Origin of the sequence: Bradyrhizobium sp. Mp27, assembly GCF_029953005.1 — a bacterium.
Lineage (GTDB): Bacteria > Pseudomonadota > Alphaproteobacteria > Rhizobiales > Xanthobacteraceae > Bradyrhizobium > Bradyrhizobium barranii.
The window spans coordinates 42737-64739 of record NZ_JASAUS010000042.1 but is presented as its reverse complement, the minus strand read 5'-3'; the positions used below and the strand labels follow the sequence as shown (position 1 = coordinate 64739).

At 63.6% G+C, this 22003-nt stretch carries 19 protein-coding genes and 3 pseudogenes; 11 read left to right on the top strand and 11 right to left on the bottom strand.

The genetic code is table 11. The annotated features are described in order from the left end of the window. Positions 1 to 200: 200 nt before the first annotated feature. Positions 201 to 383: pseudogene (locus QJT78_RS22000) on the bottom strand (hypothetical protein); the annotation flags it as partial. A 316-nt stretch (positions 384 to 699) separates the two neighbouring features. On the opposite strand from QJT78_RS22000, the gene QJT78_RS21995 reads away from it, so the two are divergent. After that, on the top strand, positions 700 to 2157 hold the full coding sequence (locus QJT78_RS21995) for a sensor histidine kinase (protein ID WP_281460293.1): 1458 nt from the start codon (positions 700 to 702) through the stop codon (positions 2155 to 2157). 22 nt (positions 2158 to 2179) lie between these two features. Beyond that, complete coding sequence (locus tag QJT78_RS21990) at positions 2180 to 3325, top strand: mandelate racemase/muconate lactonizing enzyme family protein (protein WP_028153502.1); 1146 nt, start codon at positions 2180 to 2182, stop codon at positions 3323 to 3325. Between the two features lie 7 nt (positions 3326 to 3332). Here the strand turns inward: QJT78_RS21990 and QJT78_RS21985 are convergent, their stop codons facing one another. From QJT78_RS21985 to QJT78_RS21975, 3 genes and pseudogenes are all read right to left on the bottom strand, one after another. Next, positions 3333 to 3797, bottom strand: coding sequence for a DoxX family protein (locus QJT78_RS21985; RefSeq protein ID WP_049807616.1), 465 nt, complete (start codon positions 3795 to 3797; stop codon positions 3333 to 3335). Positions 3798 to 3884: 87 nt separating this feature from the next. Continuing rightward, positions 3885 to 5093: pseudogene (locus QJT78_RS21980) on the bottom strand (MFS transporter). 118 nt (positions 5094 to 5211) lie between these two features. After that, entirely contained in the window at positions 5212 to 6279 is a 1068-nt protein-coding gene (locus QJT78_RS21975) for an amidohydrolase family protein (RefSeq protein ID WP_028153500.1), read from the bottom strand. A 165-nt stretch (positions 6280 to 6444) separates the two neighbouring features. Here QJT78_RS21975 and QJT78_RS21970 point away from each other — a divergent pair, with 165 nt between their 5' ends. Both QJT78_RS21970 and QJT78_RS21965 read left to right on the top strand, forming a co-directional pair. Then, positions 6445 to 6999, top strand: a complete 555-nt coding sequence (locus tag QJT78_RS21970; RefSeq protein ID WP_049807615.1) for a MarR family transcriptional regulator — start codon at positions 6445 to 6447, stop codon at positions 6997 to 6999. A gap of 20 nt (positions 7000 to 7019) precedes the next feature. Further along, the gene (locus QJT78_RS21965) at positions 7020 to 8228 is read left to right on the top strand and encodes a 3-hydroxybenzoate 6-monooxygenase (protein ID WP_038943249.1); all 1209 of its coding nucleotides are present in this window, start codon (positions 7020 to 7022) and stop codon (positions 8226 to 8228) included. Here the strand turns inward: QJT78_RS21965 and QJT78_RS21960 are convergent. Further along, positions 8225 to 8590 carry a hypothetical protein gene (locus QJT78_RS21960; protein WP_028152048.1) on the bottom strand — a complete coding sequence of 122 codons (366 nt, stop codon included), beginning with the start codon at positions 8588 to 8590 and terminating at the stop codon, positions 8225 to 8227. The genes QJT78_RS21965 and QJT78_RS21960 overlap by 4 nt on opposite strands. A 102-nt stretch (positions 8591 to 8692) precedes the next feature. On the opposite strand from QJT78_RS21960, the pseudogene QJT78_RS21955 reads away from it, so the two are divergent. Next, positions 8693 to 8944 (top strand): annotated as a pseudogene (locus QJT78_RS21955) (sensor histidine kinase); the annotation flags it as partial. Position 8945: 1 nt separating this feature from the next. Here QJT78_RS21955 and QJT78_RS21950 read toward each other — a convergent pair. Together QJT78_RS21950 and QJT78_RS21945 are read right to left on the bottom strand one after the other, a co-directional pair. Further along, positions 8946 to 9677 (bottom strand): cytochrome c biogenesis protein CcdA, encoded by a 732-nt coding sequence (locus QJT78_RS21950; RefSeq protein WP_038943247.1) that lies wholly within the window; start codon positions 9675 to 9677, stop codon positions 8946 to 8948. A gap of 207 nt (positions 9678 to 9884) precedes the next feature. Next, on the bottom strand, positions 9885 to 10151 hold the full coding sequence (locus QJT78_RS21945; RefSeq protein WP_028152051.1) for a hypothetical protein: 267 nt from the start codon (positions 10149 to 10151) through the stop codon (positions 9885 to 9887). Positions 10152 to 10633: 482 nt separating this feature from the next. Between QJT78_RS21945 and QJT78_RS21940 the strand changes: the two genes are divergently transcribed. The 6 genes from QJT78_RS21940 (at position 10634) to QJT78_RS21915 (ending at position 18299) form a co-directional block, all read left to right on the top strand. Beyond that, complete coding sequence (locus QJT78_RS21940) at positions 10634 to 11683, top strand: LysR family transcriptional regulator (protein ID WP_038943246.1); 1050 nt, start codon at positions 10634 to 10636, stop codon at positions 11681 to 11683. 25 nt (positions 11684 to 11708) lie between these two features. Beyond that, complete coding sequence (locus tag QJT78_RS21935; RefSeq protein ID WP_014497036.1) at positions 11709 to 12080, top strand: helix-turn-helix transcriptional regulator; 372 nt, start codon at positions 11709 to 11711, stop codon at positions 12078 to 12080. Positions 12081 to 12489: 409 nt separating this feature from the next. Continuing rightward, a complete protein-coding gene (locus QJT78_RS21930; RefSeq protein WP_038943245.1) occupies positions 12490 to 13845 on the top strand; it encodes a L,D-transpeptidase family protein in 1356 nt (451 codons plus the stop codon). A 173-nt stretch (positions 13846 to 14018) separates the two neighbouring features. Then, entirely contained in the window at positions 14019 to 14840 is an 822-nt protein-coding gene (locus QJT78_RS21925) for an enoyl-CoA hydratase (RefSeq protein WP_028152054.1), read from the top strand. A gap of 392 nt (positions 14841 to 15232) precedes the next feature. Beyond that, on the top strand, positions 15233 to 16432 hold the full coding sequence (locus QJT78_RS21920) for a serine hydrolase domain-containing protein (protein ID WP_038943244.1): 1200 nt from the start codon (positions 15233 to 15235) through the stop codon (positions 16430 to 16432). Between the two features lie 184 nt (positions 16433 to 16616). After that, on the top strand, positions 16617 to 18299 hold the full coding sequence (locus tag QJT78_RS21915; RefSeq protein WP_028152056.1) for an NAD(P)/FAD-dependent oxidoreductase: 1683 nt from the start codon (positions 16617 to 16619) through the stop codon (positions 18297 to 18299). Positions 18300 to 18443: 144 nt separating this feature from the next. On the opposite strand, the gene QJT78_RS21910 is transcribed toward QJT78_RS21915, so the two are convergent. The 4 genes from QJT78_RS21910 to QJT78_RS21895 all read right to left on the bottom strand — a co-directional run bounded on the left by QJT78_RS21910 (position 18444) and on the right by QJT78_RS21895 (position 21919). After that, a complete protein-coding gene (locus tag QJT78_RS21910; RefSeq protein ID WP_028152057.1) occupies positions 18444 to 18920 on the bottom strand; it encodes a hypothetical protein in 477 nt (158 codons plus the stop codon). A 256-nt stretch (positions 18921 to 19176) separates the two neighbouring features. After that, positions 19177 to 19626: an ASCH domain-containing protein gene (locus QJT78_RS21905; protein WP_028152058.1), complete on the bottom strand. Its 450-nt coding sequence runs from the start codon at positions 19624 to 19626 to the stop codon at positions 19177 to 19179. Between the two features lie 10 nt (positions 19627 to 19636). Further along, a complete protein-coding gene (locus QJT78_RS21900) occupies positions 19637 to 20716 on the bottom strand; it encodes an isocitrate/isopropylmalate dehydrogenase family protein (RefSeq protein ID WP_028152059.1) in 1080 nt (359 codons plus the stop codon). Positions 20717 to 20851: 135 nt separating this feature from the next. Continuing rightward, the gene (locus QJT78_RS21895) at positions 20852 to 21919 is read right to left on the bottom strand and encodes an alcohol dehydrogenase (RefSeq protein WP_028152060.1); all 1068 of its coding nucleotides are present in this window, start codon (positions 21917 to 21919) and stop codon (positions 20852 to 20854) included. Positions 21920 to 22003 lie beyond the last annotated feature (84 nt).

The window sequence follows — 22003 nt, the reverse complement described above, 5'->3', positions numbered from 1 at the left end:
CGTCAACGCATACAACGACAGAGCCGAGCCCTTCGTCTGGACCAAGAAAAAGGTCCGTCAACGCCGTTTCAAAGGCCGCCGTATCACTCAGCTCTGATTCCGGGTACTAGTGCATATGGCCGATCAGATAAATGCCCCCGCCGAGCACCAGAACGGCGGGCACGGCCCACAAAATCAGAATAGGCATTGCGTCATCCTCCTCAGTTGGACGTGCAGACCTTGACGGTCTTCATGCCGCTTTCAGCCCCGGTGTGCGATTTGTAGATCGTGCCCGACGGGCTGACGACGGTCACGGAAGTGTCGATCGGCTTCTTGTCGACGACCGTGCACTTCTTCGTCTTGACGTCCTGCACGACGTAGAACTCGTCGGCCGCGAACGCCGGCGGGGTCGCCTTCCTTGGAGTTCACGATGAGATCTCACCGAGAGGCCCGGATCGCCGGGCTCAGTCTGGCAGCTGTCTATGCCATGTGTCTGCTGCTGACGGCGATCGGCATGACCTGACGCGCGGACGCCCGCGACCGCGCTGCAAAATCCCTCTCTGACGTGCTCGCCGGACGCGAAAATCGTGGCGCGGTGCAAGTCTCACCCGTATTGTCTCCCCAAAATCATAATCCGGCGCCGCTGCGCTGGAACCGGGACGCCCGCGTTTGTCAAAGCTCACACTGCCGGTCCGGCTCGCTCTTCTGGTCACGGGAACGATGTTGCCGCTGATCGTCTTTGCGGTCGGTATTGCCTATTCCAACTATCGCCAGGACCGCAGCGACGCGACACGACGCGTGCTGGAGACGGTGCGAAGCATGCGCCTCGTGCTCGATTCCGAAGTGCAGCGGATGACCGGCGGCTTGCAGGTGCTGGCGCTCAGCAACGCGCTGCAAAGCGGCGACTTCGACGACTTCCGCCGGCTCGCAACCGGGTTCATCAGCCAATATGGCGAGGACAGCGTCCTGCTGGTGGCGGACGGGAGCGGGCACCAGCTGTTCTCGACCGTCACGAGTGAAACGACAAACCTGCCGCCCCGCAACAATCGCGAGATCGTCGAGCGGGTATTTGCGAGCAAGTCGCCGCAATATTCCGACCTGTTCACCGGCTCGACCAAGAACCGGCCGATCGTGACCGTCGAGGTTCCCGTGCTGCGCAACGATGAGGTCGTCTACGCGCTCTCCTTCAGTCCGCCGATGGCGACCTTCCAGAAACTGGTCGAGCAGCAGCGGCCGAACGATCAATGGACGGTGTCGCTGCTGGACACCAAGGGTCGCGTGTTCGCGCGCGCGCCCAATCCGGCCGAGACGTTCGGCAAGCAGGCCTCCGGCGCGCTGAACGACGCGATGGCTCGGACGCCGGAGGCGACCCTCTCCTCCGTTTCGCTCGACGGCGTCGCGCTGTCCTCCGCCTATACGAGATCGCGGCTGACCGGCTGGACGGTCGTGGCCGGTGTCGCCGAGAGCTCGCTGATCGCCCCGCTCTGGCGCGACATCGCGATCACCAGCCTGATCGGCGGCATCCTGCTGCTGACCGGCCTGACCTTCGCGGTGCGGATGGCGACCACGATCGCGCGCGGCGAGATGCTGCATAATCTGCTGATCGAGGAGCTCAACCATCGCGTCAAGAACACGCTGGCCTTGATGCAGGCGATCGCGGTGCAGACCTTCCGAAGCTCAAGCCGGGACGAGCGGACCAAGTTCGAAGGACGGCTCGGTGCGCTCGCCGAGGCGCATAATCTCCTGAGCCAGGAGAAATGGGCGGGCTCGGAGCTGAGGGATGTGATCGCGCGCGTGCTCCAGCCGTTCCTGCTGAGCAATCCCGATCGCATCCGCATGGCCGGCCCCGCCGTGCCGCTGTCGCCGCGGCTCGCCGTGGTGCTGTCGATGATCGTGCACGAGATCGCCACCAACGCCGCGAAATACGGCGCGCTGTCGAACGAGACCGGTCGGGTCACGCTGGACTGGGAGGTCATTGCCGACACGCCGAAGCCCCGGCTGCGGCTGATCTGGAGCGAGATCGGCGGACCACCGGTGACGGAGCCGGTGCAGCGCGGTTTCGGCTCGCGCCTGATCGAGCGCAGCGCGCGCGATCAGCTCGGCGGCGAGGCGACCGTCGACTTCCTGCCGCGCGGCGTCGTCTGCACGGTGATGTGTGCGCTGGATGAGGCGCGGTGAACGGATTGAGGGAACATCGACGATGAAGATCACCAAGGTGCGCACGCACATCCTCGAAGCAAAGCTCTCGCAGCCCTTCGCCTATTCGCGCGCCTGGTACGACACGCGCACCGCGATGCTGGTCGAGATCGAGACGGATGACGGCCTGACCGGCTGGGGCGAATGCTACGGGCCGGCGCGGATGACGGCGGCGGTGGTGCAGAGCATCGCGCCGTGGCTGATCGGCGAGGATCCGCTGCGCACCGGCGTGCTGTGGCAGATGGTCTATGCGCGCTTGCGCGATCACGGCCAGAAGGGTGTCGTGATCCAGGGCCTGAGCGGCATCGACATCGCGTTGTGGGACATCAAGGGCAAGCATTTCGGCGTGCCCGCGCATCAGCTTCTCGGCGGCGCCGCGCGCAAGGAGGTGGCCGCCTATGCGACCGGGCTCTACCGGCGCAAATCAGGCGATCCGCTCAAATACCTGCCGGAGGAAGCGGCCGGCTACGCCGCGGAAGGTTTCCGCGCCGTGAAGCTGAAGGTCGGGTTCGGCATCGCCGAGGATGCCGCGGTCACGCGCGCGGTGCGCGAAGCGATCGGCCCGGATGTCGCGCTGATGGTCGATGCGAACCACGCTTATGACGCGGTGGCGGCGATCCGGCTCGGCCGCATGATCGAGCGCTACGACATCGGCTGGTTCGAGGAGCCGGTGCCGCCGGAGGACGTCGCGGGATATCGCGCGGTTCGATCCGCGCTGACGATTCCCATCGCTGGCGGCGAGTGCGAGTTCACGCGCTTCGGCTTCCGCGACCTGTTCACATCGCATGCGCTGGACATCGCCCAGCCCGACACCTGCGCGGCAGGTGGCCTCTCCGAATGCAAGAAGATCGCCGACATGAGCGAGGCGTTCGGCATCCGCTACAACCCGCATGTCTGGGGCACCGGGATCGCGATCGCGGCCTCGCTGCAACTTCTCGCCGTGCTGCCGTCACACACGCCGACCTCGCTTGCGCCGATCGAGCCGATGCTCGAATTCGACCGCACCGAGCATCCGATCCGGCAGGCGATCTTGAAGGAGCCGATCGAGCACGAAAAAGGTGTCGTGCGCGTTCCCGACGGACCGGGACTGGGCATCGATATCGACCGCGAGGCGCTGGCGCGCTTCGCGGTGAGCTCCTCGGCGGCGTAGCGGAAGATCACGAGAGCCCGGGGGCACCTTTGGGGCCAGCCTTGATCGCGGTCTGGACGGCATATGCGCCCGGTCCATAGAAGGCGATGAGAGCAAGAGCGCCGAGCAGGCCAAGGTTCTTCAGGAAGTTGATGGTCTGCATCACGACCTGCGCTTCCGGCACGGCCCAGAAATTGTGAAACATCAGCGTCGCGGCGATGGTGAACGGGAACAGGACCGCAGCCGCCTGACGCGAGAACAGGCCGAGCAGCAGGGCCATGCCGCCTCCGAGCTCAACCGCGATCGCGCCTGCGGCGAGAACGGCGCCGAGCCCGTCCGCTCCTCCCGGAAGCCTGCCTGCGGTTACGGCAAATGCCAGCACCTTTCCGACGCCGCTGTAGAGAAACAGCGGCGCAATCGCGACGCGCGCGAACAGAAGCACCCAGGCATCGGGCAGGCCTGTGGTCACGGCGGAACGGGTGGATGTCGGCATTTCGGATCTCCTCTGGCGAAGTTTCGTCGGTGAAAGCGGACGGCCAATCGACGTCGACCGCCCCCGTGGATAGATCAACGTGCCCCGTCACTCCGCGGCTGCAACATCGACCCTCGGGAAGCGCTTTGCGGCGGCCAGCCCAAGCGATCCAATCGCCAGCGCGCCGACGATCGACGCACCACCGATTGCCCAGAACACGGCGTCAGGACCGCCGGTGAGCTGCTGCAGGAGGCCGATGACGTAGGGCCCGAGGATCGCTCCGACCCGGCCGATGCCCAGCTCCATCCCGACGCCGCTGGCACGGAAGCAGGTTTCGTACGAGCCGGCGGTGAAGTTGTTGAGGACATGCTGCGCGCCGATGATGCAGAACCCTGCAATGGCGACAATGGCGAGATTGACGCCATGACCGCTGACGAAGACGAGCGCCAGCACGGCGATCCCGCCGCTCAGCCACCACGTCGCGAGATAGCGCGGCGTCAGCGTAAAATTGCGGTCGGCCAGCATCGCCAGCGTAAGACCGCCGATGAAGGACATTGCCTGCATCAGGGCTCCGAAGCCGAACGAGGCGGCAAATGTCTCGCCACGCTTCAGCATCACCGTCGGAATCCAGCCGGTGAGACCGAAGATCGCGAACAGGCTGAGAAACGCCGTGATCCAGATGGTCAGCGAGACGCGACGATAGCGTGGGCTGAGCAAGGTGCCGATCGTGCTCTGCGGCGCGCCGCGGTCGACCGACGCGAACGTCGCATTCTGGTAGGCGGGAGCCCGTTCCGGCCGCAATCGTGCGAGCAGCGCGCGCAACTCGGGGATCCGCGACCGGGTCGCCAGGAATTGCGGGCTCTCGGGCAGGATGGCGTGGGCCACGAAGGTCAACGGGATCGACAGCGCCCCGATGTAATAGAGGATCTGCCATCCATGCTGCGGCGTCAGGAACACGCCGACGAGGCCGGCGCAGACGCCGCCGAGCGACCACCCAAGCGTGACGCCCCAGAGCGAGAACGTATTGCTGACACGCTTGGGCGCGAGCTCGTTGATGAAGGTCGTGCCGAGCGGCAGCAGCACGCCGAGGCCGAGCCCGGTGACGAAGCGAAGCGCGCAGTAGCTTCAGAAATCGCTCGCCAGCATGGCGGTCAGCAAGGTGAAGACGTTGACGATCCAGAGACCGGCCAGCAGCGTGCCGCGCCGGCCGAAGCGATCGGCCACGCTGCCGTGGCCGACCGCGCCGAACAGGAAGCCGACGAGACCCGAGCTCACCAGAAAGCCCGCCTGGCTTGGTGCGAGTCCCCAGGGCTGCACCACGTAGTGGATGACATAGGCCGGATTGAAGGTGTCATAGCCGTCGAACAGCGTGATGAGCGTGATCAGAATGCCGAGTAGCTTGTGGAACGGTCCGATCGAAGCGCCGGACAGTTCCTCATGCACGTCGATTTCGGACGAGATGTTCACGGGGTTCCTCCATTGAAATTGATGACGTGTTCTGCTCTGCGGCAGATTGGATTGATGCCTCGCCGAGCCCGAACAGGGCGCGCGCGTTGTCGCGGCCGATCTTGATGCGGTCGCCTTCGGAGATCGCGGCCGTGTCGAACCAGTCGGCGGCGTGGTCGATGTTCTCGAATGGCCAGTCGGCGGAGAAGAGGATGCGGTCGGCGCCGATCTCGAGCATCGCGTCGATCAACGTCTGGGTACGGAAATTGCCCGACGTGGTGATGTAGAAGTTCTCCCGGAAATAATCGGCGATCTTGCGCCGCGCTGGATAGGCATTCTGCGCCCGCATCCACTTGTTGTGATTGTCGACGCGCCACATCGAGTAAGGCAGCCCCTCCCCCATGTGACCGAGGATGATCTGTAGCCGCGGATAGGCGTCGAACAGGCCCGAGCCCATCAGGCGCAAGGCATGCACTGCGGTTTCCTGGCCGAATGCCCAGGTCGGGCCCAACAGCCAGCGATGCCCCTCGTAGATCGCCGCGTCCTTCGCAAGCGGATTGCGCGGGTGCAGGTAGAAGGGAATGCCGAGACGTTCGACCTCCGACCAGAACGGCCAGAACTCCTTGCGATCGTAATAGATGGCATGGTCGATGCCGGCGAGCTCGCTGAAGCCGTTGACGAGCGCGCCGCGAAAGCGAAGCGCGCCGACACAACGATCGAGCTCGCGAGCCGCCGCGTCCGGATCCTGCATCGGCAGCGCGGCGAGCCCCTGGAAACGGTCGGGCCGCCTTGCAACCTGCTCGGCGAGAAAGTCGTTGGCGCGGCGCGACAGCTCCGTCGCGCGATGACGGTCGGGAATGGCCTGCACGGCCGGCGCATTCAGCGACAGCAGCATCATCTCGATGCCGTGGGCGTCCATCTCGGCGAGCCGGCGGTCATGGATGTCGAGCAACCGCGCCTTCAGCTCGACCCAGTCATCGATGGGAGCGAAGCCCGCACTATCCTGGACGGTATCGTCCATCGCGAAGTGCTCCTCGAGCGCGATCTTTCCCTGCATGGCGTCGTTCCTTCGGCTCTGCTTTCGGCGTTGACAAAGCAAAGCATCGGGCGCAAACACTTGTCAATGAGAAAGTTGCATTTGCAAATGATTGATATGCAAATATTGCACCTGCGAAAGTTGACGTCTATTCCCGGCGGAGCTCTCCCGCCAGGATCCAACCCCATGTATCGATTTTCGAATTCGCTTCCCTATCTGCTCGCCCGGCTGGGCGTCCGGATGGGCGACCTCTTCGCGCGCGTGATCCGTCACGAGAAGTTGACGCTTCCGATGTATCGCGTGCTGGCCGCGCTGTCGGAGCAAGGCCGCCCGCTCCGGCTCGGAGAGATCGCCGAGCTGACCTCGGCGGATGTCTCCACCTTGTCGCGCATCGTCGCGGAGATGAGCCGCGCGGGCCTGTTGACACGCGACCGGCCCGAGAACGACCAGCGCAGCCTCCAGGTCGTGCTGACGCCCGACGGTGCCGAGCTCGCGGCGCGGCTGATGCCGCTCGCCGCCTATTATGAAGAGGTCGCAACCGGCAGCATGTCCGCCAAGGAGGCGGCGGAGCTCAAGCGCGTACTGGTGGAGCTCTACAAGAACATCGACCGGCTCGAGCAGGAAGTCGAAGCCGGATCGATCAAGGTCCCGCCGCCGGCGCGGTTGAAAGAAATCCGTGACGAGCGGCCCGAGGCGAAGGCCAGGACGAACCGGCCGCGCGGCAAGACAGCAAGAAAATAGGGAACAACCAAGGAGAGGCCATGCGACAGGATCCCATCATCATTGCAGGCGGCGGCATCGGCGGGCTTGCAGCCGCGATCGCGCTGGCACGGAAGGGTTTCCAGGTCACGGTCCTCGAGCGCGCGTCGCGCTACCAGGAGATCGGCGCGGGCATCCAGCTCGGCCCCAACGCGTTTCACGCCTTCGATCGCCTCGAGCTCGGCGATGCTGCACGCTCGATCGCCGTCTTCATCGACCGGCTCCGCCTGATGGACGCAATCTCGGCGGAGGAGATCACCAATATCGATCTGACCGACTATTTCCGCCGGCGCTTCGGCAATCCCTACGCCGTGGTTCACCGCGGCGATCTGCACGGCATCTTCGTCCGCGCCTGCGAAACGCACGCTAATGTCACGCTTCGGACCGATTGCGACGTCGTCGGCTACGAGCAGAACGGTGCGCAGGCCTCGGCCCTGCTCAAGTCCGGCGAGCGCGTCACCGGGTGCCTGCTGATCGGCGCGGACGGGCTGCGCTCCCGCATCCGCCAGCAGATGATCGGCGACGGCGCGCCGCGAATTGCCGGCCACACCACCTATCGCTCCGTCATCCCGACCGAACAGATGCCGCAGGATCTGCGCTGGAACGCGGCGACGCTATGGGCCGGTGCCAAGTGTCATCTCGTGCACTATCCGCTTTCGGGCTGGAAGGTGTTCAATCTTGCGATCACCTGCCACAACGATCCCGCCGAGGCTTTCGCCGCCAGGCCCGTGACCCACGAGGAAGTCCTCGCAGGTTTTCGCGACGTGCATCCGCGCGCAAAGGCAATCATTCATCACGGACGGGACTGGAAGGCGTGGGTGACCAGCGACCGCGATCCGACGGATCGCTGGGTCGACGGGCGCGTCGTCCTTCTCGGCGATGCCGCACATCCGATGCTGCAATATTTTGCGCAAGGCGCCTGCATGGCGCTGGAAGACGCCATTTGGCTCGCCGAAGAGCTCGACGAGCGGAAAGGCGACATCGCACATGCGCTCGATCAATACAGGAATGCGCGACTGCTGCGCACCGCGCGCGTCCAGCTCCAGGCCCGGGAGCTCGGCACTCACGTCTATCATCCGGCCGGCGTCCACGCGCTATTGCGCAATCAGCTCATTCGCGAGACCAGCCTGGAGCGCTTCTGCGAGAACCTGGCCTGGCTGTATCAGGATCCGTTCCCCGAACGGAAGCCGTTGACCGCTCGACGCCGTTAATTCGGCGGCACGTCGATCGGAACGAGAAATGCGAAGCCATATTTGGCGTCCTCGCCGCGCGCCTCATCGAGGCCGCGTCCAAGTTCGACCGCGGCAATCTCGGCGGGAAGCGCGAGCCTGACCTGTCGGACATGATCCGGGCACAGGAGAGGACGCCCACCCGAACGCATGCTCGCCAATTCCTCGACGAACCAGGCCTCCTGCACGCGCGCCCGGGCGGATCGCAGTGAACTGGCCGAGAACGCCAGAACCGGTCTCTGGTTGATCTCCAGCACGAAGCAGCGCTGTCGCGCCGCCTGTGCGGCGCGATTGCTCTTGCGTGCCGTCGACCTGCCTTCAGCTCGGCCACTCGCGCGCGTCATCTCAACACCATCAGAAGTTCGCCGTGGCTGACAATCTGAACACACGTGGAGACCCCGGCGTGATGTTGTTATTCCTGTCGGCCGTCGGAACTCAGGGTCGTCAATGACGGCAAGATTTGCGCGCTGGAGATCGTCGATGACGGCCCAGGCATTCCCGAGGATGCAATGCCGTTCATCTACGACCGCTTCTTCAGGGCTGCGCCCCAGGGCGTCGAGGGGACCGGGCTTGGTCTTGCGATCGCCAAATCCACCGCCGACCGGCACGGCTTCATGCTGATGCATCAGAACCGGAGCGGCGCGACGGGCATCGTCGCGCATGTCCGGTTTGACCTGACCATCCTGCCGACGGCGTGAGCTAACCGATCGTCTGCAGCGCCGGAAACGTCTCCAGCAGCCAGATGCTGACATTCGAGACCGCGCCGGTGAGAAAGCCGATGCCAGTGATCACCATCAGGACGCCCATGGCACGCTCGACATTGACGAGCTGGCCCTTCATCCGCGCGAACAGCTTCGAGAACTGCTCGATCATCAGGGCGGCGATCAGAAAGGGAATGCCGAGGCCGGCCGAATAGACTGCGAGCAGGCCCGCCCCCTTCGTCACCGTCGCCTCCGCCGCGGCGATCGAGAGGATCGCGGCGAGGATCGGGCCGATGCACGGCGTCCAGCCGAACGCGAAGGCGAGGCCCATCACATAGGCGCCCCACAGGCCGACAGGTTTGGGCGCAGTCAGGCGCCCCTCGCGCATCAACAGGCCGATCCGGGTCAGCCCCAGGAAATGCAGGCCCATGATGATGATGACGACGCCGGCAAGGATCGACAGCTCGGCCGACCAGGCACGGATCAGCCCGCCGATCAGCGAAGCGCTGGCGCCGAGCGCCACGAACACCGTGGAGAAACCGAGCACGAACAGGAGCGCCGACATCATGATGGCGCGCTTGGACGCCGAGGCCGACTCCTTGTTCTCGACATGCTCGATCGTGGCGCCCGTGAGATAGATCAGATAGGGCGGAACCAGGGGCAGAACGCAGGGAGAGAGGAAGCTGACGAGGCCGGCAATCAGGGCCGCCGGGATCGAGACATTTTGCATGATGCAGTCGGAGCCATCTCAGGCTCTTTGGCCGCGCACCGGGAATGCGCGCGGGCGGGAGCCGAACCGGCTCTGGTGTAGCCGATGCCGGGGAATGCGCACAACAGAGGCGCACGAAACCAGGCTCCTCCCGATGCCGTCTGCGATCACAGATGCGGCATCGGGACGCGCACAAACCTCGCCAAAAAGCGAGACTCGGCGGCGCGGCTACTTCACCACGCGGAGCAGCGGACGCCGGGGCTGGTCCTGCGTCTGCTTGGAGGGGGGCTGCGGTTCGCTTCCAGCGCTCCGCAACATTTCGTCGCACAGCGCCTTGAGATCGGCACTGTCAATTCCTTTGAGCTTCATCCGCACGTCGAGGATGACGATAGACAGCAGCTCGGCCGACTCGCGGTTATTGCTCTCGTTGAGAACCTTGCGGCACTCCTCAAGCGTTTCCAGCACCGACTGCAACTGTTCGTCTGAATGCGACACCGGCGTTCTTTCCGTTAGTTCGGCCTGCGAGACGTGTTTGTGGAAATCCCCTCGGCCCCCATGGGGTACCGAGAATAACACGAGGCGCCGACGCCTCCGAACATGATTTCAGTATGATTTTGCCGGGAAACCGTGGTTCCCGCGAACATCGACCCGCTGCGCGGGACGCCATTATCGTCGTCGCAGAGAGTCGAACGCGCGGCGCTGGATGATCGACCCATTCCGCGCAGTGACAGTTCGCGCGCAAGGACTTCCGTGACGGAAAACGCCGACAATCCTGCAGCCATTTCAGGGCTCGCAACGGAACTCACGCCACACCCCTCATTCCAACGTTGGTCGGCCGATTCGATTCTCAGCCTTGGTAACACTCGGATACCGCCCACGAGGCGGTAACGATGGCGTTCAAAAGTCGCCGTTCCCCAACCCGCAGTGGTTGTGGTTTGCGCCCAATTCTGCCAGTTTAGCAACCCGAAGGGACTTGTATGCACTCCTTGGCGGAAAGGGGCGTTCCACAGGAGGAACGCCCAAAGATCAATATCAGCGGCCTCTCCGATTGGGATGCGGCCCGCATATTCCTGGAAGTCGTTCGATGCGGCAGTTTTCGCTCGGCGTCTGAACGCCTGTCGCTGTCGATCAACGCCGTCCGCCGCCGGATTGATGATTTCGAGCGCCAGACCGGCACCACCCTGTTCACCCGCGACGTCCACGGCACGCATCTGACCGATGAAGGTGCACTGGTGGTCTCCGCCGTTGAGCGCATGGAGGCGGCTGCCTTCGACGTGCTGCGCACCAGCGATTCGACGGCCAACGCCCTGTCCGGCGAAGTTCGTGTGGCCGTCACCGAGGGTCTCGGGACGTTCTGGCTCGCCCCGCGGCTGGTCGAATTCCAGCAGGCCTATCCGAAGATCCTGGTCGACTTGCATTGCGCGATGCGCTCGGCCGACGTCTCGCGTCACGAGGCCGACGTCGCCATCCATCTGTCGCGTCCCTCCGCGCTCGACGTCAAGCTGGTGCGGCTCGGCCGCATGCACCTGATGTTCTGGGCTTCGGAAAAATACCTTGAGAAACACGGCACGCCGCGCTCGGCACTCGAATTGATCAAGCACCGCCTGGTGCTGCAATTCGCCGACCAGCTTGCCGCCAAGGAAACCTTCGAGAGCTTCTTCCCAGGCGTTCCGGAACGTGACCTGCTGGTCATGAAGACCAACGTCTCAAGCGCCAATTATTGGGCGGTCGCGAATGGCGCCGGCATCGGCGTATTCCCGAGCTACGCCATTGCGCTTGGCGGGAAGTTGATTCCACTGGAGGTCGAGCTGAACAGGCCGCTGGATATCTGGTTGTCCTACCACCCTGGTAGCGGCCGGATTCCACGCGTTCGGCACATGATTGACTGGCTGATCGAGGCTTTCAATCCGGCGCGATTCCCGTGGTTTAAGGAAGAGTTCGTGCATCCGCATGAATTCAAGGACGAGTATATGGGCGAACCCCTGACCCAGCTCTTCGGGGGATTTTCAACCGAAGAACAAAGGTGAGAGTATGAAAACAGCGGCGAAAAGAATGAAGCAGCGCAGTGCCGGCAAGCCGGACATTGAGCTTGGCAAGCGGATCCGCCTGCGGCGCGTCGAGATGAAGATCTCGCAGGCCGAGCTCGGTGAGAAGCTCGGCGTGAGCTTCCAGCAGGTCCAGAAATACGAGAAGGGCGTCAATCGCGTCGGCGCGGCTCGGCTTCAGCAGATCGCCACCGCCCTCGATGTGCCCGTGACCTTCTTCTATGACGGCGACAACAAAGCGCGCGAAGTCGAGAGCTTGCTGTTCCTCGATTCGGCCTTCAGCCTCCGCCTGCTTCGCGCCTACAGCAAGATCAAGGACCAGACGGTGCAGCGTCAGCTCGTCTCGCTGATGGAATCGATCGCAGCGAACGAGGCTTGAGCCGATCGGGCTCTGACCTTGACGGCTGATGTTCAATCCGCCGCGTCACGGGGGCGCGGCCGGATTGAACGAGACCCAGTCCGCGCGCTTGCGCGCGGCTCTCCTTTCGGGGCGGCCAAGCCGCCCTTTTTTCTTGCGGATTTCTAGCTGCGGGTTTCTTGCTACGGGTTTCCTGGCAATTTGCCCGCCATCGCCGCGGATTTCGCGAACCCATCCCGCCCTGCTGCGACCCAATCGAGACGCCGCGCCTCGGACGCGCGGGCTTACGACTGCCGCGCTTATTGGGACCTCAACTCCGGGGCTCTAGCTTCCCGCCGATTTTTGCGAATCGGCGCACGCGGCGCGGCGAGCGGGAATTGCCAATGCGAGCGCCCGTCCGGGCCTCGTCCTCGTGGGGAAGATGGGACACATGTCGAAACGCCATGCGATGATCGTTGCCGTCGGCGTGCTCGCGAGCGCCTCCGCGCTGGCGCAAACCGAAACCACGGGACAGGCAGGCCCCAGGCCGGCAACGACGGCCGGTACGGTACCGGCAGCGGCAGCGGCGAACCCGGCCCATGCTGCCGCGCCGAAGGCTGCCGCGCCCGCTTCGACGGCGGAGAGCCGCTCCGCCGCGGCGCTCGCGCTGACGCACGAGCCAACCTATGACGAGGGCTCGGCCCAACGCATCAAGGATGCCGCGCTCAGCTACTCCGATCTTGCCGTACGCGGCGGCTGGCCGGCCATCCCTGCCGATGCCAAGTTCGCGCTCGGCGTCCAGGGCGCGAGCGACGAGCTGCTGCGCAAGCGTCTGATCGTCTCCGGCGATCTCGCCGCCGACAAGGCCGGCGGCGCCTTCGACCAGGATCTCGCCGACGCCGTAAAACGCTTCCAGGCCCGCCATGGACTGGCGCCGACCGGCACGGTGACGCCGCGCACGGTCGCGGCGATGAACGTCTCCGTGCAGAAGCGCATCCAGCAGCTGGAGGCTTCGCTCCAACGGCTCGAGAACATGAACTTCGGCTTCGGCCAGCGCTATGTCGTGGTCAACATCCCCGCCGCCTTTGCCGAAGCGGTCGAGAACGATGTGGTGGTACGGCGCTATCGCGTGATCGTCGGCAAGACCGAGAAGCCTTCGCCGACCCTGACGGCCCAGATCACCAGCGTCGTGCTCAATCCGACCTGGACGGTGCCGTCCTCGATCGCCAAGACCGAGATCTCGGCGCATATGCGCAAGGATCCGACCTATCTGTCGCGCATGCACATGGAGGTGCTCGACGCCCACGACAATCCGATTGATCCGCATTCGGTCGACTGGTCGGGCACGCACACGCCGAACTTCACCGTGCGCCAGCACAACGGCACCTTCAACGCGCTCGGTGCGGTGAAGATCGACATGCCGAACGCCTATTCGGTCTATATGCACGACACCAACCAGCGCAACCTGTTCAGCGACGACTACCGCTTCGATTCCCACGGATGCTCGCGCGTCGACAATGTGCACGATCTCGCCGCCTGGCTGCTGAAGGACCAGCCGAAATGGAGTCGCGCCGCGATCGATGCGGAGATTGCGAGCGGCCAGCACCTCGAGGTCGCCATGGCGAAGAAGGTGCCGGTGGCCTGGATCTACCTCACGGCATGGATGACCAAGGACCAGACCGTCCAGTTCCGCAACGACGTCTATAATCAGGACGAGCAGTTGCTGGAGGCCACCGCCGAAGAGGCGGCGTTCTTCAGCAATGCCGGCAGCCATCCCCTGACCGCGCACATGCACGCAACGCAGTAGAGCATGATCCGGAAAAGTGCAGCGGTTTCCGAAAAGATCATGCTCAAGGAATAACCGCTTCTCGCGCCATGCAATCGCGGCACAGGCGGATGCAAAGCCGCGTCCCTCGTCGCGGTTGACCCGGGCCGCGCCGCGGCCGCACATTGCCCCCGGCCTACGACAGCGAGCGCGCAATGCCTGACAATTCCAGCACGACCGAAACACCCCTTGCCGACGGCAAGATCCTCAAGCAGGTCATCGACGGCGTCGGTGTGATCACCTTCAACAATCCCGACAAGCGCAACGCGATGTCGCTGGAGATGTGGGAGGGATTTGGCGAGGCGCTGACGAGCCTGCGCGATGACGAGACGGTGCGCGTCGTGATCCTGCGCGGCGCCGGCGGCAGGGCATTCGTCTCCGGGGCCGACATCAGCCAGTTCGAGAAGACCCGGCACAATGCAGCGGCGTCCGAGGAATATGCCAGGCGCAGTGCCGCCCAGCGCGCGCTGCTCGCCGACTATCCCAAGCCGACCATCGCCTGCATCGAGGGCTTTTGCCTCGGCGGCGGCATGCAGGTCGCGATGCTCGCCGACATCCGCCTCGCCGCGCATGGCAGCCAGTTCGGCATTCCCGCAGCAAAACTCGGCATCGCCTATGGCTATGACGGCTTGAAGCATCTGGTGTCGCTGGTCGGTCCGTCCTGGGCACGGCTTCTGATGTACACGGGCATGCGGATCGATTCCGCCGAGGCGCTGCGCATTGGCCTTGTCGAGCGCTTGTTTCCGATCGACGAGTTGTGGGGGGAGACGATGACGATCGCGCAGACCATCTCCGAGAACGCCCCGCTCGCGATCAAGGCGGCGAAGATCACCATCGCGCAGGTGTTGAAGGACGAGAGCCAGCGCGACCTGGAGGCGATCAAGGCGATCGGCCACGCCTGCATGGACAGCGCGGATTTTCGCGAGGGCCGGCAGGCCTTCATGGAAAAGCGCAAGCCGCAGTTTACGGGCAAGTAGCCTCGGCGTCCGGCCGCGCCAAACCAAGCAGCGCGAATGCGCTAATGCAATGACCTGACCCCGCCGATTGATGAGCAATACGGCCTGGGTAGATCAGTGTCAGCATCGCTGACCAGCCTCTCAAAAATTATCGGAGTGGTCGATCGGAGGAAAACGGTCTACGTTTCGAGCGCTCGGTCGAATTGCGATGCGGACCTGGAGCCACCTCATGATCAAAACTCCAGTTGTGTTTGTTGCCAGAGCCGCGGCGGGATTTCGTTCGCGCACCCTCATCGGGGCAATCAGCTCCGTACCCAACTTCAGTACAGCCCAACCGTCTATGTCATTCGGCGCGGACCGCCAACGGACTGCCGAGAAGCACGTGATCAAACATGGCAACGGGAGAAACGCTTATGGGTATCAATCTAAAAAGCGCATGTGACGGGATTCTGCAAAAGGTCGTGACTGGCAAGGACCGCGTTCCCGGCGTGGTAGCGATGATTACGGATCGCTCGGCCAACATCTACGAAGGCTCGGCCGGCGAGCGCAGCCTTGGCGGGGGCCACGCAATGACGACCGATACCGTGTTTGCGATCTTTTCGACAACGAAGGCCATCACTGGCACCGCGGTCCTGCAATGCGTCGAGGACGGCAAACTTGACCTGGATGCCCCCGCCAAGAACTACGTGCCTGACATTGGCAAGCTCGAGGTGCTCACCGGGTTCGATGCCAAGGGCAATCCGAAACTGCGAGCTCCGACGCGCGACATCACGACCCGGATGCTAATGCTGCACACCGCCGGCCTTGGCTACGATTTCTTCAACGCCAATTACCTTCGCCTGGCACAGGAGCGCGGCCAGCCGAGCGTGGTGACCTGCTCGAAGGCATCCCTGAACACGCCGCTACTGTTCGATCCTGGCGACAAATGGGAATATGGCAGCAACATCGACTGGGCCGGCCAAGTCGTCGAAAGCATCCGCGGCAAGCGCCTTGGCGAGGTGATGAGGGAGCGGATCTTTGCGCCACTCGGCATGGAGGACATCGCCTTTTCGCTGCCCCCCTCGATGCGTTCGCGCCTCGCAACGATCCACCAACGCGAAGCCGACGGATCGCTGACTCCCCTCCCCGATATGCAACTTCCGCCTGAGCCCGAGGTCCACATGGGCGGCCACGGTCTCTATGGCTCGATCGGCGAGTACATGAAATTCATTCGCATGTGGCTGAACGACGGGGCCGGATCGCAGGGGCGTGTGCTCAAGAAGGAAACGGTCGAGGCCGCCGTCCGGAACGGCCTGCAGGCACATCAGACCGTCACGATGCTACCCGGCATCATTCCGAGCCTGTCGAACGATGCCGAGTTCTTTCCCGGCCTGAAGAAATCCTGGTGCTTGACCTTCATGGTGAACGACGAGGACGCGCCGACCGGCCGCCCGGCCGGAGCGATCGGTTGGGCTGGACTCGCCAACACGTTCTACTGGATCGATCGCAAGAACGGGTTCGGCGGGTATTGGGCGACGCAAATCCTGCCGTTCGGCGACCCGACCTCCTTCGGCGGCTACATGGAATTCGAAACTGCCGCCTACGCGACCGGTGAGGCGCGCGCCGCGGCGTAGTGCCGCGCGAGCGCCTACCTGCACCCACGGCGCCTCCGCTTTCCACGCGATGGAGCGAGCGCGCCGTGGCGCGGCTTTCCGATGGCGCCGAGCTTCTGTTCTGCTCCCGCAGGCCGGTGCCTGCATAAGCCGAAGAACCACCGAACACGAATGCAGGGAGAATTCTCACAACGCGAGGTAGGTCATGACAAACATTGAATCCGCGCAACGGGCCGGCGCGAAAGCCGACTTCGATGCGGTCATCATCGGCGCCGGGTTCTCCGGCATGTATATGCTCCATTCGCTGCGCGACAAGCTTGACTTGAACGTCACGGTGTTCGAGGCCGGCGACGGTGTCGGCGGCACCTGGTACTGGAATCGTTATCCCGGCGCGCGCTGCGACTCCGACAGCTACATTTACTGTTACACGTTCGACAAGAACCTGTTGCAGGAGTGGAACTGGTCCGAGCGCTATCCCGAGCAGGACGAGATCCTGCGCTACCTCGAGCACTGCGCCGAGCGGTTCGACCTGAAGCCCGACATCCAGTTCGGCAAGCGCGTCGTCGAAGTCCTCTTCGATGAGGACACCGAGCTGTGGACCATACGCACCGACAAAGGCGACGCCGTGACGACGCGCTACGTCATCCCGGCCGTCGGGGCTCTGTCGACCGCGAACGTACCGCCGATCGAGGGGCTGAGCTCCTTCAAGGGCAAGTGCTACCACACGAGCCAGTGGCCGCACGATGGTGTCGACTTTACCGCGAAGCGTGTAGGCGTCATCGGCACTGGAGCGACCGCGGTGCAGGCGATTCCGGAGATTGCGCAGCAGGCCAAGCACTTGACCGTGTTCCAGCGCACGCCAAACTTCTGCGTGCCGGCCCGCAACGGCCGCGTCGATCCCGAAGTGACCAAAGCACGCAAAGCCGATTACGACGGAATCCGACAGCGCATCAAGGATTCCTTCTTCGGGTTCGAGCTGAATTTCATACCGCAGTCGGTGCTCGAGACACCGCCCGAGGAACGCGAGAAGCAGTTCGACAAGATGTGGGATGCGGGCGGCTTCGCCTTCTGGCTGGCGAACTATCAGGACATGTTCTTTTCCAAGGAAGCGAACGACGTCATCGCCGACTACCTCAAGCGAAAGATCCGATCGGTTGTCAACGACCCGGCGATCGCCGAGAAGTTGACGCCGAAGTCTTATCCCTACGGCACCAAGCGCCAACCGTTGGACACCAACTATTTTGAGACCTTCAATAAGAAGAACGTAGCGCTGGTGGATGCGAGCACCGACGGTCCTATCGAGGAGATCACGCCGAATGGCATTCGAGCGGGCGGCAAGGAGTATCCGCTCGACATCATCGTCATCGCCACTGGCTTCGACGCGATGACCGGCCCGCTGAAGAACCTTGGCATCAAGGGTCGCGGCGGCCGGACGCTGGCGCAGGAATGGGCGGATGGCCCACAGACCTATCTTGGCCTGGCGATCGCCGGGTATCCCAACCTGTTCACGATCACCGGTCCGCAAAGCCCTTCGGTGCTGTCGAACATGCCGGTCTCGATAGAGCAGCATGTCGAATGGATCACTGAATGCATCGCTCACATGCGAAGAAACAAACTTGCGACGATTGAGGCGAGCCCGCAGGCGCAGGACGAATGGGGCACCCACGTCGCCGAAATCGTGAACTCGACCCTCATGACCGGCACCAATTCCTGGTACATGGGCGCCAACATAGAAGGCAAGCCGCGTCGATTCATGCCCTATCTCGGGCCGGAGGGCGTGGGCGGATACCGCAGAAAGTGCGCCGAGGTCGCAGAGAAGGGCTACGAAGGCTTCGTATTCGGAAGCACTGGCCAAAGCGGTACCGTGCACACGATTGCGGCCGAATAGGCTCAAGCGAGCCGTGACCGGGCGCTGCGTTCAATGTCGCGGCTCCCGTCATGGTCGCGCCGACCGGCAATGCGGCGCTGGCCGAGCCAATAGCCCGCGCGAGGCATCAACATCCCTCGCGCGGGATCTGCGAACATTACGCTGTCATGAGCCGGACGTTTTAACGACGAGCTTTATGTTTAGCAGGTTGACGCCCTTGAAGGGGTTCGGCACGCTTTCGATCGTTCCCGTGCCTGTGGCGTTCGCATAGGCACCTGTCCCCGAAAGGATCGTGTATTCGCCTGTTGATTTGCCGTCCTTGGCCGAACCGGTGTAACGCGCCGTGATCGAGCCATCTTCGAAAGTGTAAGTGCTATAGCCGAAGAAGGGACCCGAGCCTTTGAGCAAGTCCGAAGAATTAATGAACTCTTTCACTCCGATACGACCATCGTTGAAGACGGCGACACCGAAGAATTTACCGGACACAACCGTCTGTCCTTCGACGTTTGCGGCCTCTATGACCTTGACGTCGATCGGCTTCGTGACGAGCTTGAACTCAAGCACCCGTTCACCGGCTACGGCGGTTGACGCCGCGACGGCCAATGCCACGCCAGAAAGGAAAAAGGTGAGAGACTTCCGCATAGGCTCCTCCTGCGCTTGGTGAAATCAAGTCAAGAAGTGCCGACGAGCTACACATCATGCCCCGGTCTTCGCGGTGGCACGAAAGAGAGCCCTCGGCGACGCCCCGGCGGCGGCTGAAGCTCTCTGTACCCCAAGGCGCGAACGCCGGGACGCAACTATAAGTCCTAAGCGATGGAAAAAAGTTCAGGTTTTCGCAGGGTATAATTGTATGCCGAGGCTTGCGCGAAACTCTCAGCGGCCGAAATGGGCGATCTGATCAAGCAGGCCTGCTTAGTACGCGCTCCTGCGAATCTGGTTCCGAAGGCGGGAGATCCCCGAACACCTCGATCAGGCGAAAGCGCTCGCACATCAGCATCATATCCTCGCTGAATCGTCCGAGCCGGCCGAAATAGGTCCGATGGGCGCTGCGCCAATAGGCGAGGCTTCGATCGCCTTCGCCCTCATCGTGCGCAAAGACGGCATCGACTTCATTGAAGCGCCGATAGGTGATCTCGACGGATTCGATGACGCAGCGCGGTTCTCCCCGTCCATCGAGCACGACCCAGCGCTCGCCGGGCGCTGACGTGTTTGGCTCGTCTTCCGTGCTGCATGTTGCAGTCTTGACGCCCTTGATGACGAGTTCGAGCAATTCATCCGCGAGCTCGGGACTGTCGCCGAAGGCGAACGTCCGGAGCTGTTGATACCGTTCGGGGACCGGCTTGCTCATGGTCTGCCGCCTACAGCGCCGCAAGCACCGCTTTCGTAATGTCGGCCGTGCCGTTGCTGCCGCCGAACTCCATCGGCTTGATGCCGCCGGCGTAGATCTGATCCACTGCACGCTCGATCTGCTCGCCGGCTTCCGCCGCGCTCTCGACGCCGTGCTTGTCGGCGAGCCAGTCCAGCATCATCGCCGCCGACAGGATCATGCCGGTGGGATTGGCCTTGCCCTGCCCCATGATGTCTGGTGCGGTGCCGTGGCAGGGCTGGAACACGGCATATTTGTCGCCGATGTCGGCGGACGGCGCCATGCCGAGGCCACCGATCAGGCTCGCGGTGATGTCGGAGACGATGTCGCCGAACATGTTCTCCATCACCATCACGTCGAAATCCCAGGGACGCTTCACCAGCATCGCCGAGCAGGCATCGACATAGAGCCGGTCGGTCTTCACCTCCGGATGCTTCTTCTCGATCTCGTCGAAGATGCCGCGGAAGAATGCAAAGGCCTTGAACACGTTCGCCTTGTCGACGCAGGCAAGCATCCCCGGCTTGCCGCGCGCCTTGCGGCGCTCGGCGAGCCGGAACGAGAACTCGAACAGGCGTTCGGAGGTCTTGCGCGTGATCACCATGGTCTCGCGCGCGTCCTCATGGGTGACGACGCCCTTGCCCATCGAGGCGAACAGGCCTTCGGTGGATTCGCGGATCACGACGAGATCGATGCCGCGCTGGTCGGCGCCGACGATCGGGCTCGGCACCCCCGGAATGAGGCGCGCCGGGCGCACGCCGGCATAGAGATCGAAGATGAGGCGCAGTTCGATCTGCGGCGCGATCTCAGTATTATCGGGGTAGCGGACCGACGGCAGGCCGCAGGCGCCGAGCAGGATCGCGTCGGCCTCCTCGCAGAGCTTGATGGTGGAATCCGGCATTGACTTGCCGGTCGCGAGATAATTGTTGGCGCCGGCGGGCGCCTCGGTGAAGCGGAAGCTCAGGCCGGACTTCGCCTCGATCTTGCGCAAGACTTCGATGGCCGGTGCCATGACTTCGGGACCGATGCCGTCACCGGCGAGCACGGCAATGTGGAAGGCGTTGTTTGCGGACATTTGAGAGACCTTAGGAAGGAACGAGCCAAGGACGTCATTGCGAGGAGCGAAGCGACGAAGCAATCCAGACTGTGTCCGCGGAGGGATTTCTGGATTGCTTCGCTTCGCTCGCAATGACGGCGCAGAGAGCGTTTATTACGGCGTCAGCACCGTGCGACCGACCACCGCGCCCTGCTGCAATTGCACCAGCGCGTCGTTGGCCTTGTTGAGCGGCTGGCGCGTCACCGGGATCGGCGGCACGTTCTTCGCGCGCACGAGGTCGAGCAGCTCCTGCGTCTCGCGCAGATTGCCGACATAGCTGCCCTGGATCGTCACCGCCTTGATCGGGATCAGCGGCAGCGCCCAGGTCGCGCCGCCGCCGAACAGGCCGACGATGACGAGCTTGCCGCCCTTGGTCAGGCAATCGAAGCCGAGTTGCGTGGTCGCGGCGTTGCCGACGAGATCGATCACGGCGCGGATCGGCCCGCCCGCCTTTTTGGCAAGCTGCTCCAGCGCGTCCGGCGCTTTGGGATCGACGGTCGCAAGCGCGCCGGCCTTTTCGGCGGCCTCGCGCTTCCTGGCGTCGATGTCGACCATGATCGCGCCCTTGCCGCCCATTGCCTTCAGCAGCGACAACGCCATCAGGCCGAGGCCGCCGGCGCCGAACATCACGATCGGCGTGTCAAAATGCTGCTCGACCTTCTTCAGCGCGCTGTAGGTGGTGACGCCCGAGCAGGCGTAGGGCGCGGTCGTCGCGGGATCGAGTCCCCTGAGGTTGAGCAGATAGCGCGGATGCGGCACCAGCATGTGGTCGGAATAGCCGCCGTCGCAATAGACGCCGAGCGAGCGCGGCGTCAGGCACATGTTCTCGTCGCCGGCCAGGCACGTGGCGCACTTGCCGCAGCCGATCCAGGGATAGACGAGGCCGACATCGCCGAGCCTGAGATCGCCCTGGTCGGTCGGCTTCACGTCGGGGCCGAAGGCCGCGATTTCGCCGACCGTCTCATGGCCCATGGTCAGCGGCAGATTGATGCCGCGGTCTTTCAGCGACAACGGCTTGCGGCCGTGGCCGAGATCGTAGCCGCCTTCCCAGATGTGGAGGTCGCTGTGGCAGACGCCGGCGGCCTTCACCTTGATCAGCACCTGCGTGCCCGACGGCTGCGGCGTGGCCTCGTCGAACTCCTGCAGCGGCGCCTTGAAATCAGCGACCTTGAAACTCTTCATCGGTGTCCTCCCGGCATACTTCTTTGTCGTCGCCACCATGCCATGACCGGCGGGGCGAAACAAATCCAGGAGCCGTCTTACAGC

Coding starts and splice junctions, on each gene's coding strand:
- QJT78_RS21995 (WP_281460293.1), top strand. CDS start 700: ATGTTGCCGCTGATCGTCTTTGCGGTCGGTATTGCCTATTCCAACTAT.
- QJT78_RS21990 (WP_028153502.1), top strand. CDS start 2,180: ATGAAGATCACCAAGGTGCGCACGCACATCCTCGAAGCAAAGCTCTCG.
- QJT78_RS21985 (WP_049807616.1), bottom strand. CDS start 3,797: ATGCCGACATCCACCCGTTCCGCCGTGACCACAGGCCTGCCCGATGCC.
- QJT78_RS21975 (WP_028153500.1), bottom strand. CDS start 6,279: ATGCAGGGAAAGATCGCGCTCGAGGAGCACTTCGCGATGGACGATACC.
- QJT78_RS21970 (WP_049807615.1), top strand. CDS start 6,445: ATGTATCGATTTTCGAATTCGCTTCCCTATCTGCTCGCCCGGCTGGGC.
- QJT78_RS21965 (WP_038943249.1), top strand. CDS start 7,020: ATGCGACAGGATCCCATCATCATTGCAGGCGGCGGCATCGGCGGGCTT.
- QJT78_RS21960 (WP_028152048.1), bottom strand. CDS start 8,590: ATGACGCGCGCGAGTGGCCGAGCTGAAGGCAGGTCGACGGCACGCAAG.
- QJT78_RS21950 (WP_038943247.1), bottom strand. CDS start 9,677: ATGCAAAATGTCTCGATCCCGGCGGCCCTGATTGCCGGCCTCGTCAGC.
- QJT78_RS21940 (WP_038943246.1), top strand. CDS start 10,634: ATGCACTCCTTGGCGGAAAGGGGCGTTCCACAGGAGGAACGCCCAAAG.
- QJT78_RS21935 (WP_014497036.1), top strand. CDS start 11,709: ATGAAGCAGCGCAGTGCCGGCAAGCCGGACATTGAGCTTGGCAAGCGG.
- QJT78_RS21930 (WP_038943245.1), top strand. CDS start 12,490: ATGTCGAAACGCCATGCGATGATCGTTGCCGTCGGCGTGCTCGCGAGC.
- QJT78_RS21925 (WP_028152054.1), top strand. CDS start 14,019: ATGCCTGACAATTCCAGCACGACCGAAACACCCCTTGCCGACGGCAAG.
- QJT78_RS21920 (WP_038943244.1), top strand. CDS start 15,233: ATGGGTATCAATCTAAAAAGCGCATGTGACGGGATTCTGCAAAAGGTC.
- QJT78_RS21915 (WP_028152056.1), top strand. CDS start 16,617: ATGACAAACATTGAATCCGCGCAACGGGCCGGCGCGAAAGCCGACTTC.
- QJT78_RS21910 (WP_028152057.1), bottom strand. CDS start 18,920: ATGCGGAAGTCTCTCACCTTTTTCCTTTCTGGCGTGGCATTGGCCGTC.
- QJT78_RS21905 (WP_028152058.1), bottom strand. CDS start 19,626: ATGAGCAAGCCGGTCCCCGAACGGTATCAACAGCTCCGGACGTTCGCC.
- QJT78_RS21900 (WP_028152059.1), bottom strand. CDS start 20,716: ATGTCCGCAAACAACGCCTTCCACATTGCCGTGCTCGCCGGTGACGGC.
- QJT78_RS21895 (WP_028152060.1), bottom strand. CDS start 21,919: ATGAAGAGTTTCAAGGTCGCTGATTTCAAGGCGCCGCTGCAGGAGTTC.